This is a genomic window from Actinomycetota bacterium, from assembly GCA_036280995.1.
Classification (GTDB): domain Bacteria; phylum Actinomycetota; class CALGFH01; order CALGFH01; family CALGFH01; genus CALGFH01.
The window spans coordinates 1-5,695 of the sequence record DASUPQ010000250.1 but is presented as its reverse complement, the minus strand read 5'-3'; the positions used below and the strand labels follow the sequence as shown (position 1 = coordinate 5,695).

5 protein-coding genes are annotated in these 5,695 nt (G+C 75.4%); 3 read left to right on the top strand and 2 right to left on the bottom strand.

Annotation, left to right across the window (positions count from 1 at the left end; genetic code table 11):
• The coding region (locus tag VF468_08465) for an FAD-linked oxidase C-terminal domain-containing protein (GenBank protein ID HEX5878339.1) at positions 1-1,704 on the top strand (1,704 nt) is incomplete at its 5' end.
• Between the two features lie 3 nt (positions 1,705-1,707).
• Here the strand turns inward: VF468_08465 and VF468_08460 are convergent.
• A complete protein-coding gene (locus VF468_08460) occupies positions 1,708-2,193 on the bottom strand; it encodes a Rad52/Rad22 family DNA repair protein (protein HEX5878338.1) in 486 nt (161 codons plus the stop codon).
• Positions 2,194-2,346: 153 nt separating this feature from the next.
• On the opposite strand from VF468_08460, the gene VF468_08455 reads away from it, so the two are divergent.
• Complete coding sequence (locus VF468_08455) at positions 2,347-3,540, top strand: hypothetical protein (GenBank protein ID HEX5878337.1); 1,194 nt, start codon at positions 2,347-2,349, stop codon at positions 3,538-3,540.
• Positions 3,541-3,747: 207 nt separating this feature from the next.
• Positions 3,748-4,464 carry a DUF4287 domain-containing protein gene (locus tag VF468_08450; GenBank protein HEX5878336.1) on the top strand — a complete coding sequence of 239 codons (717 nt, stop codon included), beginning with the start codon at positions 3,748-3,750 and terminating at the stop codon, positions 4,462-4,464.
• Here the strand turns inward: VF468_08450 and VF468_08445 are convergent.
• A partial coding sequence (locus tag VF468_08445; GenBank protein HEX5878335.1) for a trehalose-6-phosphate synthase occupies positions 4,442-5,695 on the bottom strand: 1,254 nt, incomplete at its 5' end. The genes VF468_08450 and VF468_08445 overlap by 23 nt on opposite strands.

Sequence of the window (5,695 nt, the reverse complement as noted above, 5' to 3'; positions counted from 1 at the left end):
CCGCCCGAGCGGCTCGGCGCCTACCTGCGCGACTTCGACGCCCTCCTGGCCGACCACGGCCTCGGCGGCATCCCCTACGGCCACTTCGGCGACGGCTGCCTGCACGTGCGCATCGACTTCCCGTTCGACCGGCCCGGCGGGCGGGCGGTCTACCGGTCGTTCGTCGAGCGGGCGGCCGAGCTGGTCGGCGGGTACGGCGGGTCGATGTCGGGGGAGCACGGCGACGGGCGGGCCCGGTCCGAGCTGCTCCCGCGGATGTTCGAGCCGGCCGCGATCGAGGCCATGGCCGCCGTCAAGGCCGTCTTCGACCCCCGCGACCTGCTCAACCCGGGGGTGCTGGTGCGCCCGCGGCCGCTGGACGCCGACCTGCGCCGGACCATGGTCGGCCCGGTCACCGAAGGGCTCGGGTTCCGCTACCCCACCGACGGCGGCGACCTGACCAGCGCCGTCCACCGCTGCACCGGGATCGGGCGCTGCGTGGCCGACAACACCGGCGCCGGCGGGGTGATGTGCCCGTCCTGGCTGGCCACCCGGGACGAGAAGGACACCACCCGGGGACGCAGCCGCGTCCTCCAGGAGGCGGTCAACGGCACCCTGATCGGCGGCCTGCCCGCACCCGAGGTCCACGAGGCCCTCGACCTCTGCCTGGCCTGCAAGGGTTGCGCCTCCGACTGCCCGGCCGAGGTCGACATGGCCACCTACAAGGCCGAGGTCCTCCACCAGACCTATCGGGGCCGCCGCCGCCCGGCCGCCCACTACAGCCTCGGCTGGCTGCCCCGCTGGGCGGCCCTCGCCGCCCGGGCCCCCCGCCTGGCCAACCGCCTCCTCGCCACCCCGTTCCTGGCCGCCGCGGGCCGCCGCCTCGCCGGGGTCGACCCCCGCCGCCCCCTCCCGGCGTTCGCCCCCCAGACCCTCCGCGCCTGGTGGCGTAACCGCCCGCCGGCCGGCTCGTCCCCGGCCACAGGTCCCCGGGTGCTGCTGTGGCCCGACACCTTCACCAACCACTTCACGCCCGCGGCCGGCCAGGCCGCCGTCCGGGTCCTGGAGGCCGCCGGCCACCGGGTCGACCTCCCCGACGAGCCCCTCTGCTGCGCCCTCACCTGGATCTCCACCGGCCAGCTCGACACCGCCAGGCGCACCCTCCGCCACACGGTGGACCGGCTCGCGGCCCTGCTCGAAGGGGATCCCGGTGGGTCGGGCGGGGGAGGCGGTGGGGCGGTCCTGGTCGGGTTGGAACCGTCGTGCCTGGCGGTGCTGCGGCACGACGCGCTCGCCCTGCTCGGGGCGGACGACCCGGCCGCCGCCGTGGTCGCCCGGGCGGCGGCGACGCTGGCCGAGGTGCTGGCGGGCACGCCCGGTTGGGCGCCGCCCGACCTGGGTGGGGTCGTGGCGGTGGCCCAGCCCCACTGCCACCAGCACGCCGTGCTCGGCTGGGAGGCCGACCGCGCCCTCCTGGCCCGGGCCGGGACGCGGGTCACGGCGGTCGGCGGCTGCTGCGGCCTGGCCGGCAACTTCGGGGCCGAGCGCGGCCACTACGACGTCTCGGTCGCGGTCGCCGAGACCGCCCTCCTCCCGGCCGTCCGCGCCGCCCCCCCGGACGCGGTCCTCCTCGCCGACGGCTTCTCCTGCCGCACCCAGCTCGACCACCTGGCCGGCCGCCGCGCCCTCCACCTGGCCGAGCTGCTCGACCCAGGCGGGCGCTGACCGCTACTCGGGGCGGTGCTGGGCGCGGAGCTGCTGGTCGAGGAAGTAGTGCTCCTGAGCCCAGAGGTGGAGACCGAGGCCGAGGCGCATGGCGCAGCGCTTGAGGGCGTCGGAGGCGGCGTCCTTGAGGCGGGCGCCGTCGTGGGGCCAGTTGTGGACGTCGCCGACGTCGCCGACCTCCTCGACCCGGACCTGGCGGCCGTCGATGGAGCAGGTGAGCCGCCAGATGCCGCCGACGACGACGTTCTGGAGCGCCGGCGTGCCGGCCCGGGCCCGGCGGCTCCGGGCGCTCGGGTCGGGGGCCACGGCGGCGACGTCGCCGCGGATGACCTGGACGAGCTCGAAGTCGAAGGGGCCGACGATGCTGAGCAGGCGCTGGTTGACGACGTGGTGGGCGACGTAGTCGCTGCCGTCCTTGCGCTCGACGAAATCGGTGGGGAAGGGGCGGGCCAGCTCGGCCAGGTCGGCGTCGGTGATGGTGGTGGTCACAGGCCTCAGTCCTCGGGGAAGGGGTTCGTTGCGTTGTCCCAGCGTAACCGGTACCTGTGACAGTTCCGGGGTGCCTCGGGAGAGCCCGTAACGCTCCCGTACCGCACCTCCTGGAGACTGCGCCGAGACTCCTGGACGCGAGGAGGGAAGGTGATGTTGCGGCCCCCAACCAGGGTGGTGCTCGCCTGGGCGCTGTGGCTGGTCACCTTCGGCTGCTGCGCCGCCGGGCTGGCCGTCACCCTGGCCATCTACCGGCCGCTCACCCTGGGCGTGCTGGTCGAGGGCGCCCTCTACGCGTTCTTCTTCGTGCTCGGGTTCGCCACCGTCGGGCTGGTGCTGACCCTGCGGCGGCCGGAGAACCCGATCGGCTGGCTGTACGGGGCGGCCGGCCTCGCCTGGGCCTACACCGTCCCGCTGGAGCCCTGGGTCGACCAGCTCATCCGCGAGCACCAGGCCCTGCCGCTCGCCGCCAAGGTCGTGGTGGCGACCGGGAGCCTCGGCTGGGCGCCGCCGATCGCCCTCGGGGTGACCCTCCCGGCCCTGCTGCTGCCCAACGGCCACCTCCGGTCGCGCCGCTGGCGGCTGGTCGTGGTCGCCAGCGTGGCCGGGGCCGTCCTGGCCACGGTGGCCGGCACCCTCGCCCCGGGGCCGCTGGAGGAGCGGGGGATCGACAACCCGTTCGGGCTGGCCGGTCCGGCCGGCTCCGTCGCCGCGACGCTCACGCTCGTCGGCGTGCTGCTCCACTGGTGGAGCCTGCCGCCGGCGGCGGTCTGCGTGGTGCTCCGGTTCCGCTCCTCCCACGGGGTCGAACGCCAGCAGATGCGCTGGGTCGCCGCCGGGGCGGCGGCCGCGGTGGCCGGGCTGGTCGTGTCCGTGCCGAGCGGGCTCGGGGTCGCGCCCGACTGGATCTCGCACGTCGTCTACCCGGCGCTGCTGTGCCCGCCGGTGGCGATCGGGGTGGCGGTGCTGCGCTACCGGCTGTACGACCTGGACCGGGTCGTCAGCCGGACCCTGGCCTACGGGCTGCTGACGGTGCTGCTCGGCCTCGGCTACGCCGCGGTGGTGCTGGGGCTCGGCCGGCTCCTGCCCGAGAGCTCGAGCCTGGCCGTGGCCGCCGCCACCCTGGCCGTGGTGGCCGCGTTCGCGCCCCTGCGCCGCCGCGTCCAGGAGCTCGTCGACCGGCGCTTCAACCGGCGCCGCTACGACGCCGCCGGCACCGTCGAGGCGTTCGCGGCCCGCCTCCGCGACCAGGTCGACCTGACCACCCTGACCGGCGAGCTGCTGGCCGTGGTCGACCAGACCATGCAGCCGACCCGGGCCTCGCTCTGGCTCCGCCCCGCCCCCTAGGGCTGGGGCGGAAGGGTTCCGGTCGCCGGGGCCATCGGCTATGCTCGGGCCGGCGCCGTCCCGCGCCCGACCTCCTCCCCGGTGCTCACGCCACCGGCCCGCGGAGGTAAAGGGGACCTCGAGTCCTCGGGACGCTGGTCGAGTGCCCTCGTCGCGGGGGCGGCGGGAGCGTGGGTCCCGCGCCACCCGCGTGCGGAGGAGCACCAGATGACCAGGCAGAAGTCGTTCAAGGGCCGCGTCCGCGCCCGCATGGACAAGACGTCCGAGAGCTACACCACCGCCCGCCGCCAGCTCCTGGCCAAGGCCGAGGCGACGGCCGACCCCGAGGCCCCGGCCCAGCCTGCCGAGCCGGCCGCGACCCCGCCGGGGGACGCGCCGGAGGCGAAGCGGCCCTACTCCGAGCAGGCGATCCGGGCGAACACGGGCCGCGGCTGGGACGAGTGGTTCGCGCTGCTGGACGAGTGGGGTGGGGCGGAGCGCCCCCATCCAGAGATCGTCCGCTGGCTGGTGGGGGAGCACGGGGTGCCGGGCTGGTGGGCGCAGGGGGTCACCGTCGGCTACGAGCGGGCCCGCGGGCTGCGGGCCCCCGGTCAGCGCCGGGGCGGGCTCTTCGAGGTGAACGCCTCCAAGACGGTGGCCGTGCCCGTCGACCGGCTCTACGAGGCCTTCACCGACCCCGCCCTGCGCGAGCGCTGGCTTCCCGGCGCCCCCGTCGAGGTCCGCAGCGCCCAGCCGGCCAAGTCGTTCCGGGCCAACTGGGGCGACGGCTCGACCCGCCTGGTCGTCTGGTTCACCGCCCGCGGCGAGTCCAAGAGCCAGGCCGCCCTCGTCCACGAGCGCCTCCCCGACGCCGGCACGGCCGACAAGCTCAAGCTCTTCTGGCGCGAGCGGATGGCCGCCCTCAAGCAGCTCCTGGAGGCCTGACCCCCAGGTCGGCCAGCTGGGCGTGCAGCCACTTGGCGATGTCGTTCTCCTCGACCACCGCGGCCGCGGCCTCGCGGCGGGCCCGCCGCAGGCCGCGGTCCATGGTCAGGGCCTCCTGGAGGGCTTCGGCCTGCTGCTGGACGTCGAACGGGTGCAGGGTGACCGCGAACGCGCCCAGCTCCTGGTGGGCGCCGGTGTTCTCGGAGAGGGCGAGGACGCCGTCGCGGCGGTTGACCACCACCGCCTCCTTGGCGACGAGGTTCATGCCGTCGGCCAGGGCGTTGACCATGAGCACGTCGCAGACGGTGTAGGCGGCCACGGCCATGGCCATGTCGTCGGCCAGGCGCAGGTCGATCGGCTGGTAGCCCTCGCGGCCGTGGGCGGCGTTGACCCTGGCCACGGTGGCGCCGATCTCGGCCAGGTAGTCGGCGTACTCGGGCACGTCCTGGCGGCTCGGCTGGAGCATGGCCAGGAAGCTCACCTTGCCGGCCAGCTCGGGGTGGTCCTCCAGCATGGTCGCGAACGCCTGGAACCCGCGGACGATGTTCTTGGACGGGTCGGTGCGGTCGACCCGCAGGATCAGCTGGCGGTCCTCGTCCCGGAAGGCCTCGGTCAGGGCGGCGGCGTGCTCGGCCACCTCGGCCGAGTCGGCCAGCTCGCGGATGGCGGCGACGTCGATCGAGATCGGGTAGTGGCGGGCCGCCACCTCCCGGTCGCCGACCTGGACGGTCATGGCCTCCAGGTCGACCGGCAGCCCGAGCAGCTCCTGGGCGCAGAGCAGGAAGTTCCGCGCGAACCCTTCGGTGTGGAAGGCGACCACGTCGTTGCCGAGCAGCCCGTTGAGCACGGCCTCGCGCCAGGGCGGGGGCAGCACCCGCCAGGCGTCCGGGCCGGGCCAGGGGATGTGCAGAAAGAACGACAGCACCGCCTCGGGGCAGCGCTTCCGGACCTCCTGGCCGATCAGGTAGAAGTGGTAGTCGTGGAGCATGACCAGGGCGCGGCCGCCGCGGGCCTCGACCTCGGCGGCCACGGCGTCGGCGAACAGCCGGTTGACGGCCACGTAGCCGTCCTCCCAGGCGGCGTGCTCGCGCCTGGTCAGGGTGGGGTCGAGGGCCAGGCCGTACATCCCGTGCTGGAGGAACCAGAGCAGCGGGTTGGCGATCACGGTGTAGAAGTCGTCGTGGGCCTGGCCGCCGACCTCGACCAGGCGCAGCCGCGCGGTCGGCGCCGC